The sequence below is a fragment of the Sorangium sp. So ce363 genome, assembly GCF_051520435.1.
GTDB lineage: Bacteria > Myxococcota_A > Polyangia > Polyangiales > Polyangiaceae > Sorangium > Sorangium cellulosum_B.
Genome location: NZ_CP150333.1, coordinates 998211 through 1018245, shown reverse-complemented (window position 1 = coordinate 1018245; position 20035 = coordinate 998211). Strand labels below are relative to the sequence as shown.

14 protein-coding genes and 2 pseudogenes are annotated in these 20035 nt (G+C 71.0%); 8 read left to right on the top strand and 8 right to left on the bottom strand.

Features of this window, described 5'->3' with window-relative positions; all coding sequences use genetic code 11:
- Positions 1-37 precede the first annotated feature (37 nt).
- Together WMF12_RS03880 and WMF12_RS03875 are read left to right on the top strand one after the other, a co-directional pair.
- Complete coding sequence (locus WMF12_RS03880; protein WP_437744276.1) at positions 38-1603, top strand: methyl-accepting chemotaxis protein; 1566 nt, start codon at positions 38-40, stop codon at positions 1601-1603.
- Positions 1587-3767 (top strand): hybrid sensor histidine kinase/response regulator, encoded by a 2181-nt coding sequence (locus WMF12_RS03875; RefSeq protein WP_437865711.1) that lies wholly within the window; start codon positions 1587-1589, stop codon positions 3765-3767. The genes WMF12_RS03880 and WMF12_RS03875 overlap by 17 nt, the downstream gene beginning before the upstream one ends.
- A gap of 30 nt (positions 3768-3797) precedes the next feature.
- On the opposite strand, the gene WMF12_RS03870 is transcribed toward WMF12_RS03875, so the two are convergent.
- On the bottom strand, positions 3798-4589 hold the full coding sequence (locus WMF12_RS03870; protein WP_437865691.1) for an OmpA/MotB family protein: 792 nt from the start codon (positions 4587-4589) through the stop codon (positions 3798-3800).
- Between the two features lie 302 nt (positions 4590-4891).
- Here WMF12_RS03870 and WMF12_RS03865 point away from each other — a divergent pair, with 302 nt between their 5' ends.
- A complete protein-coding gene (locus tag WMF12_RS03865; protein WP_437865680.1) occupies positions 4892-5560 on the top strand; it encodes a hypothetical protein in 669 nt (222 codons plus the stop codon).
- Between the two features lie 605 nt (positions 5561-6165).
- Positions 6166-7650 (top strand): glucose/sorbosone family PQQ-dependent dehydrogenase, encoded by a 1485-nt coding sequence (locus tag WMF12_RS03860; protein ID WP_437865674.1) that lies wholly within the window; start codon positions 6166-6168, stop codon positions 7648-7650.
- A gap of 45 nt (positions 7651-7695) precedes the next feature.
- On the opposite strand, the gene WMF12_RS03855 is transcribed toward WMF12_RS03860, so the two are convergent.
- Both WMF12_RS03855 and WMF12_RS03850 read right to left on the bottom strand, forming a co-directional pair.
- Positions 7696-9411 (bottom strand): delta-60 repeat domain-containing protein, encoded by a 1716-nt coding sequence (locus WMF12_RS03855; RefSeq protein WP_437865662.1) that lies wholly within the window; start codon positions 9409-9411, stop codon positions 7696-7698.
- Positions 9412-9417: 6 nt separating this feature from the next.
- Positions 9418-10263, bottom strand: a complete 846-nt coding sequence (locus WMF12_RS03850; RefSeq protein ID WP_437865659.1) for a hypothetical protein — start codon at positions 10261-10263, stop codon at positions 9418-9420.
- Positions 10264-10589: 326 nt separating this feature from the next.
- Here WMF12_RS03850 and WMF12_RS03845 point away from each other — a divergent pair, with 326 nt between their 5' ends.
- Positions 10590-12287 (top strand): CotH kinase family protein, encoded by a 1698-nt coding sequence (locus WMF12_RS03845; RefSeq protein WP_437865653.1) that lies wholly within the window; start codon positions 10590-10592, stop codon positions 12285-12287.
- Between the two features lie 58 nt (positions 12288-12345).
- Here the strand turns inward: WMF12_RS03845 and WMF12_RS03840 are convergent, their stop codons facing one another.
- Positions 12346-12768, bottom strand: a complete 423-nt coding sequence (locus tag WMF12_RS03840) for a DoxX family protein (RefSeq protein ID WP_437744270.1) — start codon at positions 12766-12768, stop codon at positions 12346-12348.
- Between the two features lie 97 nt (positions 12769-12865).
- Complete coding sequence (locus tag WMF12_RS03835; protein ID WP_437865638.1) at positions 12866-13768, bottom strand: LysR family transcriptional regulator; 903 nt, start codon at positions 13766-13768, stop codon at positions 12866-12868.
- A gap of 410 nt (positions 13769-14178) precedes the next feature.
- Between WMF12_RS03835 and WMF12_RS03830 the strand changes: the two genes are divergently transcribed.
- Positions 14179-15549, top strand: a complete 1371-nt coding sequence (locus WMF12_RS03830; RefSeq protein WP_437865629.1) for a glycoside hydrolase family 15 protein — start codon at positions 14179-14181, stop codon at positions 15547-15549.
- Between the two features lie 54 nt (positions 15550-15603).
- Here the strand turns inward: WMF12_RS03830 and WMF12_RS03825 are convergent, their stop codons facing one another.
- Together WMF12_RS03825 and WMF12_RS03820 are read right to left on the bottom strand one after the other, a co-directional pair.
- The gene (locus WMF12_RS03825) at positions 15604-16491 is read right to left on the bottom strand and encodes a transglutaminase-like domain-containing protein (protein WP_437865624.1); all 888 of its coding nucleotides are present in this window, start codon (positions 16489-16491) and stop codon (positions 15604-15606) included.
- A 32-nt stretch (positions 16492-16523) separates the two neighbouring features.
- Positions 16524-16679: pseudogene (locus WMF12_RS03820) on the bottom strand (zinc-binding dehydrogenase); the annotation flags it as partial.
- Positions 16680-16825: 146 nt separating this feature from the next.
- Here WMF12_RS03820 and WMF12_RS03815 point away from each other — a divergent pair.
- Positions 16826-17911 carry an STAS domain-containing protein gene (locus tag WMF12_RS03815; protein WP_437865620.1) on the top strand — a complete coding sequence of 362 codons (1086 nt, stop codon included), beginning with the start codon at positions 16826-16828 and terminating at the stop codon, positions 17909-17911.
- A gap of 151 nt (positions 17912-18062) precedes the next feature.
- Here the strand turns inward: WMF12_RS03815 and WMF12_RS03810 are convergent.
- Positions 18063-18182 (bottom strand): annotated as a pseudogene (locus WMF12_RS03810) (carbohydrate ABC transporter permease); the annotation flags it as partial.
- A gap of 521 nt (positions 18183-18703) precedes the next feature.
- Here WMF12_RS03810 and WMF12_RS03805 point away from each other — a divergent pair.
- Positions 18704-20029, top strand: a complete 1326-nt coding sequence (locus tag WMF12_RS03805) for a trypsin-like serine protease (protein ID WP_437865611.1) — start codon at positions 18704-18706, stop codon at positions 20027-20029.
- Positions 20030-20035 lie beyond the last annotated feature (6 nt).

Below are 20035 nucleotides of genomic sequence, written 5' to 3'. Positions count from 1 at the left end.
CTCGTTCAGCGTCCGCCATCGCCGCCCCTCACCCGCCATGCTCAACTTTCGCTCTATCCGCTGGAAGATCGCCGCCCTCGTCGCGTCGGTGGCCATCGTGCTGTCGGCGCTCGATCTGTGGCTGATCCCCGAGCACGCCGCGCGGGCGAGCGAGGCCGAGCTGCGCGAGCGCGCCGGGATCCTCGCCACCATGCTGAAGGAGCCCATCGGCGTGGCCATGGACCTCGAGCAGCCGCCGGAGACCTTCCCGGACACCCTGCGCACCGCGATGACCGATCCCCTGGTGAGCTGGGTGTCGGTCTACGACGCGAGGGGGCAGCGCATCGCCGCGATCGGCGCGGCGCAGGCGCCCGAGGGCGCGCGGGGCCGGGGCGACGCCGGCGTGGTCGTCAGCGAGGCCCCGATCCGGTCGCGGAACGGCGATCGCCAGCTCGGGACGCTGGCCGTCGGGCTGCGCAGCGACCGGATCGCCGAGCGCCGCGCCGACGCGCGCAGGACCATCGCCCTGCAATCGGCGGGGATCGCGCTGCTCGGCCTGGGCCTCGCCTGGGTCATCTCGGCGCGCATGACGCGCTCGATGGCGCACATCAAGGAGGCGGCGGACCGGATCGCCCGCGGCGACGTCTCGGCCCGGCTGTCCCTCAGGATCTCGGACGACGAGCTCGGGGACATGGCCAGCGCGTTCGAGCGGATGAACACCCAGCTGCGCGAGCTCCAGGAGACGGCCGCGCGGGTCGCGGGCGGCGATTTCACCTGCAAGATCACCGGCGACGGGGAGCTGTTCGCCGCGTTCCGCTCCATGGTGACGAGCCTCCAGGAGCTCGCCTCGCGGATCGGCAACACCTCGGCGGAGGTCGCGTCGGCCGCCGCGGGCATGTTCTCGTCGGTGCGCGAGCAGGAGACGAGCGCGAGCCAGCAGAACGCGGCGCTCGAGGAGATCCGGCGGACCGTCGAGGCCCTGACCGCCAGCGCGGATCATATCGCGAAGGACGCGGCCACCGTGCACGAGACGGCGCAGCGGAGCCTCGTCAGCGTCCAGCACACGGCGGAGCAGACGCGCCTCGTCAGCTCCCACTCGGACCGCATCGGCGAGATCCTGTCCTTGATCCAGAGCATCGCCGACAAGTCGGACCTGCTCGCGCTCAACGCCGCGCTCGAGGGCACGAAGGCCGGCGAGGTGGGGCGCGGGTTCTCGCTCGTGGCCGCCGAGATGCGCCGCCTGTCCGAGCACGTCATGGACTCGGTGCGCGACATCCGGAGGCTCGTGGCGAACATGCACGCGGCCTCCCACGCGTCCGTGCTCGCGACCGAGGACGGGATCAAGCTGGCCCGCGACACGGCCGCGGCCGCCGCGCAGATCTCGGACGCGGTGGACCACCAGCGCGAGGGGACGGCGCGGGTCAAGACGGCGATCGTCAACATCGTCGGGGCGGTGAACGACACGCTGACGAGCAGCGTGGCCGCGACGCGCTCGGCCGAGTCGCTGCTCCAGCTGTCGCACGTGCTCAAGACGACGGCGAAGGCCTTCCGGGTCAAGCCGCTGGGGGCGAGGGCCGGCAAGCCCGAGAGCGCGGAGGCGGACGCGGATGAGGAGCCGGGCTGATCTCGTCGCCGCGTTCCACCGGACCATGCCGGACCGCGTGGCCCAGGCGACGGACCTGTGGCTCGGCTACGAGCAGGGCCAGAGCGGCAACCTGCAGGTGCTGCGCCGGCTCCTGCACACGCTGAAGGGCGAGGCGCACATGCTGGAGCTCGCCGCGTGCGGCGACCTGGCCGAGCTGGCGGAGGACGTCATCGACGCGGTGCGGGGCGGCGCGCGCCCCACGCAGCTCACCGGCGACAGCCTCCTCGGCGCGCTGGAGGGGCTAGGGCTCCTGTCGGCGAGCCCCGGCGACGAGGCCGCGCCCGAGCTCGAGATCGTGAAGGAGACCCTCCGCGCTGCGCGCGCGGAGCTCGGCGGCGGCGGCCCGCCCGACGGCGAGCTCGCGCCGCCGCTCGTATCGGCGCCTGATTCCGTGCACGAGAGCGTCCTGCCGCCGCGGCTGGACCAGCCCGACGCGCCGCCCGACCCCGCCCAGCCGACCGCCCGCGCGGCCCTCGACGCCGAGGCCGTCGGGGCGCTCTTGCAGGAGCTCCAGCGGCTCCACGGCGAGCGGGAGGTCATCCAGCGGCGGCTCCGCGAGTCCCAGCGCATGCTCCGCGCGCTGCTCGTCGAGATCGACCCCCGCGGCGCGGATGTGGATCGATTTGCCGAGCGCATCGCGAAGACGCTCGGCTATGGCGCGGAGATCGAGCGCCTCCTGAGCGCCGTCCGGGCGGACTGGTCCAGCAACGAGTTCGCGGCGGGGCGCGCGCTCGGCGAGCTCGACGAGGTGGTCCGGAGGGCGTCGGTCGTGCGCACCGAGCGCCTGCTGAACCAGGTGTCGCTCGCCGCCCGGAGCGCGGCGCGCATGCTGGGCAAGGACGTCGAGGCGCGGGTCGAGGGGACGGGGCTGCTCGACGCGGCCGTGGAGCGCCGCCTCGAGCCGGCGCTGCTGCACCTCGTGCGCAACGCCATCGACCACGGGATCGAGCCGGCGGACGTCCGGGCGCGCCGCGGCAAGCCCGCGCGCGGGACGGTGGCGGTGACCGTGGTCCAGACCGACGCCGCCGTGCGGGTCGAGGTGAAGGACGACGGCGGCGGGGTCGACTTCGCCCGCCTGCGCGAGGTGCTCGCGCCGTCGGTCCCGGGCGCCTCGACCCTCGACGACGCCGAGCTCATCCCGTACCTGTTCGCGCACGGGCTCACGACGAGCCGCAGCGTCGGCGCGATCTCGGGCCGGGGCGTCGGGCTCGACATCGTGGCGCGCGAGATCGGCGCGCTGGGCGGGCAGGTACGGGTCGACTCGAAGCCCGGGCTCGGCACGACGATCGTGCTCGTGGTGCCGAAGAACCTGCACGGCGAGGAGGTGGTCCCCATCTCCAGCGGGCGCTTCCGGTGCGCGGTGCCGACGCACGCCGTGCACTCCGTCGTGCTGCTGGAGGACGAGGAGCTCCTGCGCGCCCCCGACGGGCCGCGCGTGCGCCTGACCAGCGGCGCCGGCGCGGAGCTCGCGCCGCTGTACGCGCTCGGGGCGGTGCTCGGCGACGGAGGCCTGCCCGAGCCCGGGGACGCGGCGCTCGTGCTGCACCACGCCGCGGGCCTGTTCGCGGTGAGCGTGGACGGCTACGAGAACCCTCGGCTGGTCGCGCTCGTGCGCTCGGAGGAGATGCCCCTCACCTCGCCGCTCGTGCGCGGGGTGGCGCCGACGGCGGACGGCGAGGCGATGCTGCTCCTCGACGTGGAGCGGCTGTTCACGTACGCCCGGCAGGCGCCCCGGGACGCGCCCTTCACCGCCGCCGCCGAGCAGAAGCGGGAGCCGCTCGCGCTGGTCGTGGAGGACGCGCCCGTCGCGCGGGAGCTGCTCTGCGGCATCCTGCGGTCGATGGGGCTGCGCGTGGAGGAGGCGAGCGACGGGCGGGAGGGGCTCGCGCGGGCGCGGGCGGCGCCGCCCGACGTGGTGCTGACCGACCTGGAGATGCCCTACATGAGCGGCCTGGAGATGGTGGCGGAGCTCAGGCGCTCGCCCGGGCTCGCCCGGGTGCCGGTCGTGGTGCTGACGACGGCGGCGCAGGAGCAGAGCGAGGCCGCGCTGCGCGGGCTCGGCGTGCGGGCGGTGCTGTCGAAGCAGCGGTTCGTCGAGGAGGAGCTGCGCCGGATCATCGCGGCCAGCCTGGGGTGCGCGTGACGGCGCGCACGTCCAGCGCCCTCGCGACCGTCACTTGTCCGCGGAGGCCGCCGGCAGCGCGACGGAGATCTCGACGCGCCCCGGAGGCAGCTTGGTCTCCCCGAGCGCGGCGGCCGCGGGGTCGTGCTCGGCGTACCCGACCGCCGACAGCCGGGCCCCTGCCACCGCGCACTTGTCCTGGAGCGTCTGCGTGACGGTCGCCGCCCGGACAGCGGAGAGCTCCCACGGCGTCGGATAGGCGGCCTGCAAGGGGGCCGGCACCGAGGCCGGAGGACCGCTGACCGCGCCGACGCGCAGCGCCGCCTGGCCGCCGCCGCTCGCGGACAGCGCGCCCGAGACCTGGCACAGGAGGGCTTGCCCCTGCGGGCTCACGTCGACCGTGTTGGGGAGGAACACCGCGCCCTCCGAGAGCGCGACGAACGCCTGTCCCTCCGCGACCGCGACCGCCGCGACCCCTTTCTTGACGTGTTTGTCGAGCTTCCCCGCGAGCTCCGCCTTGATCTGCCCGATCCGCTCGACGCCCGACTTCTTCGCGGCCTCGGTCTGCTGCCGCTCCGCCTCGCCCTTCTCGATCTGCGCCGTCTTCGCCTGGAGCTCCCCGCGCACCTGGCTCAGCGTCTGTTCGAGCTCTTTGGCCCTCTGGTTCGACTTCCGCTGCTCCTCCAGCAAGAGCACGTGAGCGCGGTGAAGCGGGACGTAATATGCCGCCACGAACGCGGCGGCCGCGACGAGGAGGAGCGCCGGCATCACGCGCATCCAGCGTCGGAAGCTGGACGATCCAGCGCTGTTGCCGGCCGCGATCGCCTCATCCGCGATGTTCATGACTGCCTCCATGCTCCGCCGCCATCGCCGGCGAGAATACCGGCATGGCGAGGATCCCGCCAGCGCGACGGGTCACACCTCACTCATTGCAAAAATCCGCACCGTCTCGAAAGCACGCGGGGCCTCATGTCGGTGTGTACGGTGCGCTCGCGCCGTGGCATCCTCGGGGACGCAAGGGAGGACTTTGTATGAAACCGCCGCCCCTTCCGGCCAGGCGCCCGGCGCCGCCCGTTCCGGCAACCGATGATCGCGAGAGTCTCTGGCATGTCGCGATCGCGCCTGACGACATCAAGGTGCTCACGTTGGACAAGCTCGACGATCTGTTCCGTCTCGACGTGATCGACGAGACGACGAAGATATGGCGCCCCGGGATGGCCGCCTGGCAGCCGCTCGGCGTCGTGGCGGGAATCGAGCCGACGCCGCCCGAGCCGGCGCAGGTCCAGGGTCCTCCGCCGAGCACGGCGCGCCGGGGCCCGCCTCCGCCGCCCCCGCGCGTCCCTGCGCGGCGGAGCATGGACTCCGACCATCCGACGCCGGTGGCGTCGAACATGTTCTCCACGATGCCGCTCGGCGCCACGATGCCGATCGGAGCGCTGGACGACAGCTCACCTCACCTCGTGACGCGGACCGAGGTGCAGGCGCCGCCTGCGGCGATGCTCGCGGCGTCTCGGCCCACCTCGCCGCCGTGGATGCCGGAGGTGCGGGAGCAGGTGTTGCTGAACGAGTCGCCCTACGCTGCGCCCCGCGCGCGCGACACGGGCCGGGCGCAGCGCCTGACGCTCGCGCTGTCGGTCGTTGCGGGGCTGGTCGTGACGCTCTACCGCAATGACGTCCTCCTCGACGCCGCGCGCTCCTCCGGGCATCAGGGCGTGTATCTGAAGGTCGAGACCGCGCTCGGCGGGCCCGGCTTCGGGACCCCGCGCTCGATCGAGAAGCTCGACGTGTCCGCAGAGCCGGCGCCGGCGAAGTAACCCCACCGAGATCCAGCGCTCCTTCGAGCGCTGCGCGACACGCGACATCGCGAGCTCGGCCGCGCTGCGACGCTCGGCCGTCCTGGCACGGCGACCCGGACACGAAGGCCGCCGAGGCGCAAGCGACGCCACGAGAGTGAGCAGGGCGCGCTCCTCGGCGTCCCGGCGGCTCGCCTTCGTCTCGTAAGAGCACCTCCGCCGCGCCACGCGCTGTCAGCGGTGGATCGCCCCGACGCTCGCCGCAACGCGCGGTGGCGCCTCGCGCTGGGCTTCGAGCCGACCGGAGCAGCCATGTCCGCGCCAGGAACGACACAGTGGCTCGTTCACGCACAATGTCATCCACCGACATCGTAAATCAACGTTGTCAGTGCGAGCGAGCTCCGCATTTGCTATAGTAAAGACCTTACTCTAATCGGGGAGGGCCCTACCGGATGTCTCGCAATCCCCGGTTGTATGCCGAGATTTTCCCAGCGCGTCCGCCACGCCATGGCGCGGTGGGATCGGGTCAGCACCGACACGTGAAAGTCCCTTGATCGAGACAGGGAGGTAGTCCTATGTCGCCCTTTATCTCACGCAACCTGGCTGTTGTTCTGGCTCAAGTTGGTTTGCTCACCACGGCTTCGTGGAGCCTCACCGGATGTGGCCAGGCGGGTCCCCCGGACGAGCCGCTCGAATCCGATGCTCAGGCCATCGTCGCCGAGGAGGCCGAGGATCCCGGTGACGCCGAGGATCCCGGGGATGCCGATGAGGTGTGCTCCGGCGAGGAGCCGACCTTCACGTCGCGCGAAATCGTACGGGATCTCTCGTTTCCGATGCGGATCGTCTGGGGACCGGATGACTATCTGTGGCTCACCGAGCGCACAGGGAAGCGGGTCGTGCGCGTGAGGCCGGAGGACGGCCTTCAGAAGACCGCGATCACCATCCCGGAGGCGTTCCAGTCGGGAGGTCAGGACGGGCTGCTGGCCCTGGCGCTGCACCCGGATCTGCTCAAGCACAAAGGGAAGGACTACGTGTACGTGTCCTTCACCTACAACGTCGCGGCAGATCCAGCGGTGGACCGCAGGACGAAGATCCGCCGCTACACGTACAACCGGGTGACCGAGACCCTCGGGAGCCCTGTCGACGTCATCACGGGCCTGCCGGGGAGCGACGATCACAACTCCGCGCGGCTCCTGTTCGGCCCCGATGGGAAGCTCTATTACACCATCGGGGATCAGGGGAACAACCAGTTCGCCAGGATGTGCAACCCGAACCGCGCGCAGGAGCTGCCGACGGCGGCCGAGGTCGCGGCGCAGGACTGGCAGAAATACGTCGGCAAGATCCTGCGCTTGAACGTCGATGGCTCGATCCCGAAGGACAACCCGAAGATCGACGGGGTCCGCAGCCATATCTACTCGTACGGCCATCGCAACGCGCAGGGCCTCACGTTCGGCCGGGGCGGCAAGCTCTACGCGAACGAGCACGGGCCGAAGAGCGACGACGAGCTGAACCTCATCCAGGCCGGCAACAACTATGGCTGGCCGTACGTCGCCGGCTACCAGGACGACCAGGCGTACACGTACGACAACTGGTCGGCCTCGAGCCCGACGCCGTGCAACGAGCTCTTCTGGAGCGACTGGGCTCCTCCCGAGTCCGTGCCGCGGCAGCTGGAGAGCGCCTTCAGCCATCCGGACTTCAAGGAGCCGCTCCTCACCTTCTACACCGTCCCGAGCGACTACGTCTTCTTCGACTGGGCGTGCGGCTTCAGCCAGTACATCTGCTGGCCGACGATCGCGCCCTCCTCGCTCCACTACTACCCTGCCGGGCACGGCATCCGCGGGTGGGATCACTCTCTCCTGATGACCTCCCTCAAGAAGGGCGCCGTGTACCAGGTGAAGCTGAGCCCGAACGGGAAGACCGTGCAGGGCGAGCCGGTCGTCCTCTTCCAGACCACGAACCGGTACCGCGATCTCGCGATGAGCCCGGACCGCAAGACGTTCTACATCATCACGGACACCACGGGGAACACGAGCGGACCGACCGGCGGCGTGACGACGGTCCTGGACAACCCGGGGGCGATCCTCGAGTTCAAGTACACGACATCGCACTGAGCCAGCACCGGAGCCGCGGGCCTGCGTCGTACCGGCGCAGGCCCGTCAGTTCCAGAGCCGCGCGACGAGGCCGTGGGTGGGAAACGTCTGCCGGGTGCCGGCCACGAGCAGCTTGCCGTCGGTCGAGAGCGTCATCGACTGCACGAAGTCCTCTTCGCCGAGGAAGAGCGCCTGAACGCCCTTGTCGCCGAACGTCGGATCGAGCGCGCCGTCGGGCAGGAAGCGCACGAGGGTGGGCTGGCTGTTCGCGCCCTGCCCCACGTTGCCGGCGACGACGATGCGGCCGTCGGGCATGAGCGCCATGTCGACCGCCTCGCCGCCCGCGAGGCCGGCGAGCGCGAAGCCGTCCTCTCCAAAGGTCGTGTCGAACTGGCCGTCGGCCTCGAGGCGCACAACGAGGAAGTCGCTCGATCCCGCCTCGGTGCTCCGGGCGCCCACGAGGATGCGGCCGTCGGGCTGCACGACCACGGCCACCGGCTCCTGTTGACCGGGCCTCACGATCGTCAGCTCTCCCAGCCCGCTGACCGCGCCGTTCGCGGCGAGCTGCACCAGCACGATGTCCCGATCGCCGCCCTGCTCCGCCCAGCCGGCCACCAGCAAGCCGTCCGGACGTGCCGCCAGCGCCGTGCCCGCGCTCGGGCCGACGCCGAGCGGCGCGATCCACCCCTCCGTGGCGAACTTGTTGTCGAGGTAGCCGTACGTCGGGTTGATCGCCGCGACGAACAGCTGCGCATCGCGCTCGCCGGTCACGAAGAGCTGCTCGGACGCCGACAGATCCATGGCCGCCACGTGCTCGTCGCCGCCGAGATCGATCAGGCCCTTGCCCGTGTTCGCCGAGTCGATGTTGTCCTGCGTCCCGTTGTCCCGATAGCGGAGGAAGGCGATGTCGTCCGTGGCCTCCCCGCTGGCGTAGCCGGCGAGGAAGACGGTGCCGTTGATGAGGCGCGTGATGCCGCGGATCTCCTGGTATTTCGTGCAGCCGCAGAAGGCGCTCGTCACGCGGCCGCCCGCGAACGCGGGGTCGAGCGCGCCGTCGCGGAGCAGGCGGAAGCCCTCGAGCTTCGACCCGCCGAGGCCGCCGATGCTGTTGCCGGCCGTCAGGATCTGCCCCGACGCCGCCTGGCGGATGTCGTGGAGCCCTCCGCCGTCCGAGGCGAGGTTCCACGAGGTGATGCCCGCCGCGCCGAAGCTCTCGTCGAGCGTGCCGGGCTTGCCCGTGACCACGGCGCGCGCGCTGTCGGTGCGCGCCGTCCGGCCGGAGGTCGCGATGAGGTCGAGGTCGAACGCCGTGCCCAGCGTGAGCGCGCCGGAGGCGCCGACCTCCAGCCTGCCCCTGCTGCTGCCCGACGGGATGGTGATCGGGCCCACGACGAGGCCGGCGGGCGGCGCCTGCGCGTCGACCACGACCGGCTCGTCGAAGCCGTCGATGCGGGTGATCGCGACGGTGACGTGGTTGACGCCGTTGTAAGGGACATCGACCCAGTCCGCCAGGATCGCGAACGTGAAGTCGCCCTCGGCCTGGCCCCCCTGCCCGCCGCCTCCGTCGGCCGTCCCCCCGCCGTGCGTCGAGGTCGAGGCGGCCCCGGAACCAGAGGGGGACGAGGACGACGAGGCGCCGCCGCCGGCGCCCGAGTCGAGCGACACGTCCTCGATGCCGAGGAGCGCCTCGCAGCCGAGGAGCGCCGCGGCGCCCCCCAGGAGGGCCGCGCGGGCGGCCACGCGGGCCAGGGCGGCGGTTCTTCGATGGGTTGTGCTGTCCACGGCCCGTCAGGCTAGGTCACCCGCGGGACGACGTCGAGACGGCGGCCGCATCGCGGGCGAGCCCGCGCAGGCGCTCAGGCGCTCGCGGGCGCCCACCTCGGTCTCGCGGACGAAGTGGTCGGGCAGCGGCGGGCTCGCGAGGGCCGCCCGGATGACCTCGGAGAAGTCGCCGCCGCGCACGCGCCGGCCGCCGGGCACCGCGGTGACGCCGGCGGTGAACAGGCGATCGCGGTAGGCCTCCTTCGGGACGAGCACGCAGTTCGAGGTCATCAGGATCGGCCCAGAGAACGCCAGGAACTCGACCTTCTGGTGCTGCCACGCGGAGCCGTAGTGACCGACGAGGTTCGGGTGGCCTGCGAGCTCCGGATACGCGTGCGCCGGCAGCATCTCGCCGTGGGTGTACACCCTCACGCCCGTCCCCTCGCACTGCCGGAGCAGCTCGGCGAGGTCCGAGAGATCGTGCCCCGAGACGAGGATCCCCGGCCCCGCCACGGTGCCTTCCCGGACCATCGCCGGCTGCGGCTCGCCGAAGCGCATGCGGTGGCCCTCGTCGAGCATCCTCATCACAAGGAGGTTCACCTGGCCGCACTCCAGGCAGAGCTCGAGGAGCGCCTCGGGGTCGAAGCTCACGTTGGTCAGCGTGGAGAAGAGCGCCTCCTCGAGGAAGCCGTTCACCCGCTCGTCGCGCATGCCGAGCTTTCGCGCGTGGTGCGCGTAGGCGGCGACGCCCTTCAGGCCGTAGATCAAGAGCTCCTGGAGCGACTGCACGTCCTCGTCCTTGCCGCAGACGCCGGCCGTTGTGCACCCGGTCCCGTGGGATGCTTGCTCGCACTGGTTGCAGAACATGGTCATGACGGACCTCGAGGGTTGTGGACCCACGCGCGCTGCGCGGGCGCCGGCCGGAGAGCGCGCCTGGGCCGCAGCGCGGCCGCGCAGGGCGCGTCCTCGGCGGCCACGGGGCCAATCAACGTTCGTGCCGCCGGCTCGCCCCGGATCCGGAGAGGCCAGAAGGGGACAAGGCCGGGCTCCCGGGCGCCGCCCCGCGCCGGCCGAGGCGCAATCACGGCGCAGGGGTGCAAACGGTGCGCGCGCCCGAAACGGATAGCGCGGCAGCCCTGTGTGTCAGTAGAATGGAGGATCCTTGAACTCTGAATGAGGTCGCAGTGGAAAATCATACCATGGTCAAACGAGGGCGCTTTGCCCGGTTTCACCGCTCCATCTCGCTCGCCCTGATCTCTCTGAGCGTTGCTTGCGGCCAGGGCCAGGCACCGGCTGGCGACGGCAACGGCACCGCGGCGCCGCCCCCGTCCCTGATCGGGGATGTGTCGTTCTCCACGCCTAGCCAGACGTTCAGAGATCAGATCCAGGTGGGGATGTCCACCGCGATCGAGGGGGCAGAGATCCGCTACACGCTGGACGGGCTGCTGCCGACCGCGTCCTCCACGTTGTACACGGGCGAGCCCGTGACCCTCACTGAAACGACGCAGGTCCGCGCGCAAACGTTCGTTGGAGGCGCCGCGAGCGGCGCGGTGAGCACAGGCCTCTACATCGCGCGCACCTTCGACGCGACCTCCGATCTTCCCATCGTGATCATGGACGGTTACGGCATGGGCAAGCCGACCGACAAGGAGGTCTACTTCGACGCGGCGGTGATGATCTGGGAGCCGGTCAACGGCGTCGCGTCGATCGCCTCGCTGCCCACGATGGCGATGCGCGGCGGGTATCACGTGCGCGGTCAGTCGTCGCAGAACTTCCCGCAAACACCGTACAAGCTCGAGCTGTGGGGCAACGACGACAAGGACCTCGACTACCCGGTGCTGGGCATGCCCGCCGACTCGGACTGGGCGCTGATCCCTCCCTACTACGACCGCACGTTGATCCGCAATCCGTTCACCTTCACCCTCGGCCGCGACATGGGGCTCCAGGCGCCACGCGTCGAGTTCGCCGAGGTCTATCTGAACTACGACGCGCGCGTCGTCGGCGAAGCGGATTACCAGGGCATCTACTGGATCTCGGAGACCATCAAGAACAACAAGGTCCGCACCGATCTCAAGGAGCTCAAGGAGACGGACCGGGCACTGCCGGACATCAGCGGCGGCTACATCTTCAAGTTCGACCAGGCGGCCGCCGAGGAGCCGAAGCTCACCTGCACCGGGTCGGATCCCCTCCCGTCGTTCAGCTTCGGCGGCGGCGGGGGTCCCCGCCCCGACGAGGGCGGCACGTGCTGGATCGATCTCGAGGTCGTGGATCCCGACCCCCTGAACGACGAGCAGACGACCTGGCTGACTCAGTACATCCAGCAGTTCCACGACAGCATCCACCAGACGCCGATCGGCGATTACGCGTCGTACATCGACGTGCCGTCGTTCATCGATTACCTGATCATCAGCGAGCTGACGCTCAACGTGGACGCTTACGTACGGAGCGCGTATTACTTCAAGGATCGCGATCAGAAGCTCAAGGCCGGGCCGCTGTGGGACTACAACTTCGCGCTCGGCGGGGTGGGCGCCCAGAGCGCGACACCACAATCGGAGAACGACACCGGCTGGCGCTTCAGCGGCACGAGGAACGTCAACAACTGGTATCAGAAGCTCACCGCGGATCCGAGCTTCATGGCGCAGGTGAAGGCGCGCTACACGGCGCTTCGCCAGACGCACCTGTCCGACGCCGCGATCGAGCAGCGCATGAACGAGCTGAGCGCGCCGCTCTCGCAGGCCGTGGTCCGCGACTTCGCCAAGTGGCCGGTGTCGAGCGTCATCGAGTCGAGCGAGGGTTTCCTCGGCGGCCCCACGGCGCCGACGTGGGAGGGGCAGCTGCAGGGCATGCGCGACTTCCTGCGGGCCCGACTCGCGTGGATGGACGCCAACTTGCCGTGACGCGGCGCGAGCCGCCGCGCAGATCGCGCGGCCCTTCTCGACCGTGCGCGGCGAGGAGCTAGCCGCGCTGCAGCCGGCTCACGGCGAACGCGCCGTCGCCGAGGAGGGCCTGCGCGCCGAGCGCGATCATCAGGAAGGCGACGTACTCCCAGCCGCCCCCCTGGCCGGCGAACATCCAGCCGTTCGGCAGGTGCACGAGCAGCGCGCCGATCATCACCGGCAGGAGCAGGAGCGAGACAAGGCGCGTCCTGAGCCCGGCGAGGAGCGCCGCGCCGCCGAGCAGCTCGGCGAGAAACACCGGATATGCCGTCCAGCCCGGGAAGCCGCTCGCCGCGAAGAACGCGACGGTGCCCGGCAACGTGAACACGAGCGGCTTGGCGAGCGCGTGCGCCAGGAACACGGCGCCCAGCCCGAGGCGCAACATCAGCGCGGCCAGCTCGGCCGAGCGGGGAACGGAGAGGATCGTTTCGACACGGTTCATGGGTGATGCCTCCATGACCCGAGGAGTAAGCCCCGGCGCGGCGCCACGGTAGAGCGCGCCCGGGAACGAATTGTTCTCCGGAGAGAACGATCTGCCGCTACGCCCACGAGATCCCGCGGAATGCGGCCGCCAGGTGCTCGACGAGCCGCCGCACCCGCGCGGGCGGGCGCCGGCCGGCCGCGTGCACCGCGTAGATGCCCATGGGCCGGGGGGCGAACGCGTCGAGCAGCGTGACCAGCCGCCCGGCCGCGAGATCCTCGTCGACCATGAAGCGCGGCAGCACCGCGAGGCCGATCCCGGACACGGCCGCCTCTCGGAGCGCCGTCCCGTTGCTCGCCGTCAGCGGGCCGGAGACGGGGACGGAGATGCGCCCGCCGGCCCCGTAGAAGCGCCACTCGTCCTCGACGCGCAAATGGAGGTAGCGCAGGCAGTCGTGGCGCAGGAGATCCCCCGGCTGCTCGGGCCGCCCCCGCCGCTCGAGGTAGCCCGGCGCGCCGACCACGTGCAGCGCCGTCGTGGCGAGCTGGCGCGCGACAAGGCTCGAGTCCTTGAGCTTCGTGATCCGGATGGCCAGGTCGACGCGCTCCTCCACCAGGTCGACGAGCCGGTCGTTCAGCATGAGCTCGACGTGCGCGCCCGGGCTCGCCCTGAGGAACCGCGCGAGCGGCTCCGCCAGGTACATCTGCGCGAAGCTGACCGGCGCGTTGAGCCGGATGCGGCCCCGGTCGGCGTCGGACGCGCCCCGCACCGCGGCCGCGGCCTCCTCGAGCACACGCGCGCAGCGCGCATAGAGGTTCATGCCGGCGTCCGTGACGGTGAGCTTGCGCGTGGTGCGCACGAGCAGGCGCTCGCCGAGGCGTTCCTCCAGGCGCGCGACCCGGGTGCTCACCATCGACTTCGACACCCCGAGCTCCGCCGCGGCCGCGGTGAACGAGCGGCGCTCCACGACGCGCGCGAAGCACAGCAGGGCGGGCAGATCGTCGAAGAGCGGGTCGACCATGCGCCCACTGTGCGCGGCGGGGAGGATTGTTCGCAACGGCGAACATCCCGGGATCGGCGTCGCCCGCCACGGCCCGGCGAACGCGACGCCGCGCGGCGGGCGGCCGGGCCGCCCGCGGAGCGCGACGTTCATTCAGAGGAGACCAGGCGACAACGCCGCGACGCTCCGCTGGCCGCGTGACGCGGCGCGCGACCGCCGCACGCCTGCTCTCGACGCGCCGGCGCCGCCGGTGGTGGCGTCGCTCCGCGCGCGGGATCCCTGCACGCCAGGGGCAAGCCCCGTGCCCGGGCATGCGAACGGATAGCAACAAGACGGCGTTCGAGCAGGGCCTCCCACACCACGTCGCCGCGATCGCGCGTAGCGCACGGATCAGCGCCCCGCTATAAAGGAACAAACCACGAGGGGGTCCCATGGCCAGTTCATTCGGTTACCTGAGCACGAGCGTCGACGTCTCGTCCGTATCGTTCGACGCGATCAGCAAGTACATGCAAGTGCTCCTCCTGCGGAACATCGCGACGGGGACCTGGGTCTTCAGCAAGGGCGCGATGCAGTCCGTCAAGGGGTGTGTGCTCGCGTCCCCGTCCCTGCCGGACGACAGGGGTCAGACCGACCAGGACTATGTGCACCACTGGATCCGGGACGCGGCCATCTGCATTCCGGAGGCGCTCGACAACCCGGTCTTCACTGCGCGGACCCTCTGCGAGGATTACACGATGTTCTCGGCGCTGTGCCAGGAGAACGCCGAGCGAGCGAGCAGGTTCGCGCTGGCGTGCTTCCACATCGACGGCACCGTGCGCGACAACTGGACATCGCAGACGGATGGCCCGGCGCACCGCATCCTGTCCCTGCTCGCCATCGAGGATCGGCTCTCGCTGCAGGCGCTCGCAACGGCCAGATCCATCATCGAGAAGGACACCCGGTACCTCCTCTCGGCCTACAAGGAGCAGACGCACAACCTCTGGGAGGAGACGGCCGGGTTCAGCTTCTATGCCCGCTCCGTGCAGCGAAAGGCGTTCCTCTCGCTGATCAGCCGCGCCGACGAGCACGGGCTCTCTCCGTACATCAACGACATGTGGGCGGCCGCAGAGTGGCTGGGCAGCCAGATGGCGACGCACCAGGGCACGTACGACGGGCAGCCGTACTACGCGTCCATCACGGGGCCGAACGGCAGGCCCGTCGAAGGCAGGGGAGCGACGCTCAACGTGGATGTCGTCATGTCGGCCGTCTACGGCTCCACGAACTGCGCGGACCCGGTGCTGCTCTCGACGGCCGCGCTGGTGCGCGAGGCGTTCGCCCAGGGCGAGCTGCGGTACCGCATCAACGACGCCGATCGGGCGCTGCCTCGGAGCAGGGGGCCGATGATCGGGCGGTACCCCGAGGATACGTACGACGGCAACCTGTCGGATCACGGTCCGGACGCCGGTCACCCGTGGGCGCTCACGACGTGCAACTTCGCGGAGCTCTACTTCATGCTCGCGGCGAAGATCAAGAGCTCCCCCGGCGCCGTGCTCGTGAACACCACGACGCAGAAGTTCTTCGCGCAGGTGGGCGTGAGCGATCCCGCCGATCCAGACATCGCGGCGAAGCTGATCGACGCGGGCGACAGGATGCTCGAGGCGGTGATCTACCACTCCGATCGCCTCCAGCTGAGCGAGCAGTTCGATCGCGACAACGGGTACGAATGCAGCGTGAGCGATCTGAGCTGGAGTTACGCCGCCTTCCGGAGCGCGGTCAGGGCGCGCGAGGCCGCCGTGGGGGATTTTCCAAGCCGCCACGGGTAGCCAGCGCGCGGCGCGACCGTACGAGAGGTGCCCGGCGGCGAGGCTCGACGCAGGTCAGGTCAGAGTGTTGTCCTGACGGTTGAGCACGGCGTTGAAGACGACCGCCGGCACCCGAAGGCGCTCGTCGCCCTCGTAGAGCTGGCGCAGCTCGGCGAAGCGCGCGTCGGGCGAGCGGGTGATCGCCGCGAGCCGGTCGAACAGCGCGAGCTGGTCGTCCCGCAGCGGCTCGTCGGGTCCGATCATCGCACCCCAGTCGTCCCACGGCAGCATCTCCATGTTGTTGAGCGCCGCGAGATCGCGCAGGACGTTGCCGCTGATGAACCAGAGCCCGCGCATGTCGAACATCCCGAACTTCGACGGATCGGCCTCCCCGGCGCGGCACTGCGCCCAGGCGTCGCCCGCCACCACGAAGCGGTGGCGCGGCACGTCGAGCACATCGAAGTCGGGCTTCAACGCCGCCCGCTGAACGTCGTCGATCTGCGCGTCGACGAGGACCCAGCGCTCCTCGGCGGCGTTCCAGTGCTCGCAGACCCAGTGGTCCACGAAGTCGCCGGCGTGGAAATAGCCGCCGAAGCCGCAGCGGGCGCGGGCAGGGATCCCCTTGGCGCGCAGAAAGGCCACCAGGAGAACCGTGAAGTCACGGCAGGAGCCGACGAGGCGCGTGTCGAGCGGCCGGGCGGCGGAGAGCGGCCGATCGTCGTGGGCGAAAAGGCGATCCAGCATCCGGTCCGTCGGGCGGAGGTGGGACTCGGCGCGGCGCTCGTCCGAGAGCTCCACGCCGTAGGCCTGCGCCCAGTGCACGTGCAGCAAGAGGCCTTGCACGACGCGCACGAGCGAGGCCACGTCGCCCGGCAGCTCGTCGAACCGGGGCGCGTGCGCGCCCCCGGACGTCATCGCCGCGGGGCGCGTGTAGAAATCGAGGATCTCTCCGGTGGTCGTCATCGTTCGTTCTCCACGAGGTAGGCCGTCCAGGGGGATGGTGCCAAATCCTCCTTAGTGTAATCGATGACGCTGTCGGCCCCCAGCGACTTCACCAGCCCCAGGTTCGCGGTGCTGCACACGCCGGTGACCTCCGCCCCGAAGTGCTTGGCGAGCTGCACCGCAGAGGTGCCTATGCTTCCGGAAGCGCCGCCGCCGGCTGCGCGACATCCGCCCGCTCGCCCGGTGCGGCGCTGGACAGCCAGGCGCCGCTCGGGGAACACTCGGGCATATGGGATACGAGGGGGACGACGATAGCGCTCAGCTGGTTCGCCGCCTGGAGGCGATGGAGCAGGAGATGGAATTGCTGCGGGCGGACGCACGCAGATGGCGCGCGCTGATGGCGGCGCGCTGCTTCAGCGTGTCGATCCACCACCCCGTCGGCAGGACCCACGCCGTCAACGCCGGCTGGGAAGCGCTCTGGCGGGCCCCAGCCGAGGCGTTCTTGCAACTGAACTACAACATGCTGGAGGACCCGCAGCTCGTCGAGAACGGGATCATGCCGCACGTCGAGCGGTTCTTTCGCGGCGAGGAGGTCGCGATCCCGCCGATCAGCTACGACACCGACCTTGTCGAGGAGCTCACGGGCAAGAGGGGCGGAGCGGTGTGGGTCTGCTCCTTCGGCGTGCCGGTGCGCGACGCCGGGGACGGCTTCGAGGGCGTGCTGTTCCAGTTCGCCGTCCCGGAGGCGGCCGAGATCCAGCACAAATACGAGGCCCTGATCGAGGACCAGCGGGCGCTCCAGGCGTCGCTGGAGGCGCGCAACCGGGAGCTCGAAGAGACGGTGCGGGTGATCGCGGCGCAGCGGGATGCGATCCAGGCGATGAGCGTCCCGGTGATCCGCGTCGCGGACGGCGTGCTCTGCCTCCCCATCGTGGGCATGATCGACGACGCGCGCGCCAGCGCGCTCCTTGAGCGCCTGCTCGAGGCGATCGCCGCGCAGCAGGCGGCGCAGGTGCTGCTCGACATCACCGGCGTGCCGGCGCTCGACGCCCGGGCCGCCGCGCAGCTCGTCGGGGCGGCGTCGGCAGCGCGGCTGCTCGGCGCGTCCTGCACGCTGGTGGGCGTCTCGCCCGCGCTGGCGCAGACGCTGGTCGAGCTCGGCGTCGACCTCGGCGGCCTCGACACCGCGGCGACGCTGGCCGAGGGGCTGACCCGGGCCCTCGCCGCGCGCCGCGGGGCGGCGCAGCGGAGCGCGGCGGTCGCGGCGCAGCGGAGCGCGACGGTCGCCGCGCGCGCGCCCGAGCGAGGCGAACGTGGAGAGGCGCATCGGCCGGCGGCGCTGCCCCGTGGAGAGGCGCATCGGCCGGCGGCGCTGCCCCGTGGAGAGGCGCATCGGCCGGCGGCGCTGCCCCGTGGAGAGGCTCCGTCCCGCAAGCGGTGAGCGCTCGCCCGGCCACAGCAAACAGCGCGGCGGGCGGACCTATGCCCTGCTGTCCAGCATGAAGCCATCGAGCGCTCGCAGCAGCGCCGTCGCCTGCGCCCCGGCGTGCCCCTCCAGGCCGGCCCGAGGCGACACCACCCGTCCCGACCGATCAGGTCTTCACCGCGCCCGCGGTGAGGCCCTGGACGAGGTAGCGCTGGAGCAGCAGGAACCCGGCCACCACAGGCACGCTGACGACCACCGAGGCGGCCATCATCTGGTTCCAGTAGATAGGAGCTCACCGCCTATCGGAGAGCCGAAGTCGAACGCCGTGCGGTAGTTGGAGAGCCGCGCGAGCACAGGCAGGCTACCGGCGCAAACCACCTCCAGCGCCGGGCGCAGGACGTGCCCAAGGGCGTGCCCCCAAGACCCGCAAGAAGCGCGCGCGAGCACAGCACTTAATCGGTTTATAGTCAACGGCCGTGAGCGGGCGTCGCGCCCCGCCCGACCCGGGATCGCGGGCGTCGAGGCGGCGGGGCGCCGTGGCCGGCGCGGCGAGCCGCGGGGGCGGGCGGCGCTCCTTCGGCTCGCCTCCGGACCCAGGCTCGTGCGACGCGGTCGTGGCGATCTGGCGACGGCATGCACGCCTTGCATGAGGTCCATGATGCATTCGAGTTGGAAGGAGGCTAACCGTCGGCATAAAGACCCTCCGTCGCACCGATACGACGCGGGGGGCGCGAGGCGTCGAGGCCTTCGGGGCGACAGGAGAAGCAACCAGTGCGCTCATCTGTATATGCTTTGCTCTCATTGTGCTTGGCCGCCTGCAGCGTGGAGGGCTACGGCGAGACCTCCGAGGAGATCGGCGCGGCGGACGACGCGCTTATCGGGGGGCAGCCGGCGCTAGAATCGCAGTATCCGTCGACGGTCCTCGGCCCGGGGTGCACCGCCGCGAAGGTCGGACCGCGCCACTTCCTCACCGCGGCTCACTGCGTCGATGACGAGTACGCCGCCACCGTGGCCGCGGGCTACGGGCCGGGCGGCTCGTACTCGGTCAGCGCCGACAACACGCCCCCGATCTCGCCGTACGTCAACCTGACGATCCAGCAGACGTACATCCATCCGAAGTGGCTCGAGGTCTGCGCCGCCGCGCTGGCGGGCGGAGCGACCGATTGCGGGGTCAACGTCCTGAACCCGGGGTACGCGCCCGACCTCGCGGTGGTCGTCGTCAACGAGCTCTCGCCGACGATCCCGGCCGCCGTGGTGGACGGGGCGCCGGTCGCGGTGGGGGATCCCGTCGTGGCGACCGGCTATGGCTGCGAGAACCCCGGCGGCGGGGGCGGCGGGCTCTTCAAGCTCCAGGACCTCAGCGCGTCGCCTGCCTCGATCCTGGATCACCCGGGCTCGTACGTCTCTGGCACCGCCATCAACGATGTCGCCGCGGCCTACGTGCTCACGCCGGGTTATGCCAGCAGCACCACGTACGCCAGCCTGTGCCCCGGCGACTCGGGCGGCCCGCTCTACCGGCAGAGCGCGACCGACCTCGTGGTCGTGGGCGTGAACGCCTATTACACGTTCCCGTCCGGCTGGAGCGGCCCGGCTCCCTCGCAGACCAACTGGCACACGCGGCTCGACACGGCGGCGCGCTACCCGGTGACGACGTGGCTCCAGGGCCTCGGGGTGAGCGTGATCAACGGCGGCGCCGCGCCGACCTGCACCGACGGCGTCAAGAACGGCACCGAGACGGACGTCGACTGCGGCGGCACGTGCGCGGCCGACTGCGCGAACGGCCAGGCGTGCGTCACCGGCGCGGACTGCACGAGCCTGAGCTGCGTGGCCGGCGTCTGCCAGCCCAGCACCGGGACGGCGCCGTGCAGCAGCCTGTGCACGGGCCCCACCGTGTTCTCGAGCGCGAGCTACAGCTCGGGCAGCCTCGGCTCCGGCGCGCGCTGCTTCGAGACCACGGCGAGCCTGAGCGGCGCCAACTGCGGCAACTTCGCGGGCGGCCGCACGTTCGCGGTCAACGGCACGGCGGTGGCGTGCAGCGGCGGCAACATCACCCTGCCCGCGAAGCGCAACGGCGGATACTGCTTCCAGGCCTCCGCCGGAAACGAGGCGTGGGCTTACTTCACCACCTGGTGAAGCGAG